Below are 920 nucleotides of genomic sequence, written 5' to 3'. Positions count from 1 at the left end.
GCAGTCTGCGCCGTGATGGCCGGAGGTAACGCCAACGACCACCGCCGCAGCACCGGGCGCCAGCTTCTGATCGAAGCGATCACCGGGGGCGAGATCCGGCGGATCGACCTGCTGAGGCTGCGGGTCGGCGGCGGGCCGCAGCAGTGGTCGCGCTACGCACACTCCTATATCGGGTTCGGCCTGACCCCGCTGATGGCCATCGGGATCGAAAAGGGCCAGAAGGGCGCACTCAAGGAGCTCGTCTCGGTAGCCCGCACGGTCGCCGGACTGCGGCCCTTCGAGATCGCCCGGGCCGACGGCGCCCGGGCGACGCTGGACAGCCTGGTGCTTGCCAATATCCCGGATATGGCCAAATACGGCAGGCTCAGCGAGTCCGGCGATCCAGCGGACGGGAAGTTCGAAGTGGTGATGCTGCCGCATGCCGGCAAGTGGCGCATGGCACTGATGACCCTCCGCGCGGTGACGGTGGGCCTGGGCGAACAGCCCAGCGTCAGCCGCTACGCGTTCAGCACGACGGACAGCATCCCGGTCCAGACCGACGGCGAAATCATGACCGTCGGTGCCGCGTCGGATGTATTGGTGGAGTCGGTGCCCGAAGCCTTGGCCGTCATCGGCTGAAGCTGTCCGGGCGGCTGTCCGCCTGAACCGGGCAACATGGCGCGAGCAGGGTAACTGCCCCCCGTTCAGCGGGACCGGTTGCGCTGCCGGTGCCGGCCCTTCCGGTTCCTGCGCGTTCGCCCGCGGCCGGATGATCCGGGCGTCACCGGCCATGGCGGTCAGGGGTCCTCCGCCGGCGGCCGCGGTGAACAGGGCCGGCCCAGGATTGACTGCGCTCGAAGCCGAAGTACCGCAGGCGTGGCCCGGTCCTGGCAATGGGCCATCAAGATGATCGGCAGCACCAGCAGAATCAGGCCGGCAAC

Annotated in this window: 1 protein-coding gene; it reads left to right on the top strand. The window is 68.9% G+C overall.

All coding sequences use genetic code 11. From position 1 onward, the window contains the following. On the top strand, positions 1 to 618 hold a 618-nt coding region (locus AC5RWU_RS24380), incomplete at its 5' end, for a diacylglycerol/lipid kinase family protein (RefSeq protein WP_493986745.1). Positions 619 to 920 lie beyond the last annotated feature (302 nt).

It is taken from the genome of Arthrobacter sp. B0427-1-12 (assembly GCF_059092905.1).
The sequence above is the reverse complement of the archived record's forward strand: the minus strand, read 5'-3'. Positions and strand labels throughout refer to the sequence as shown.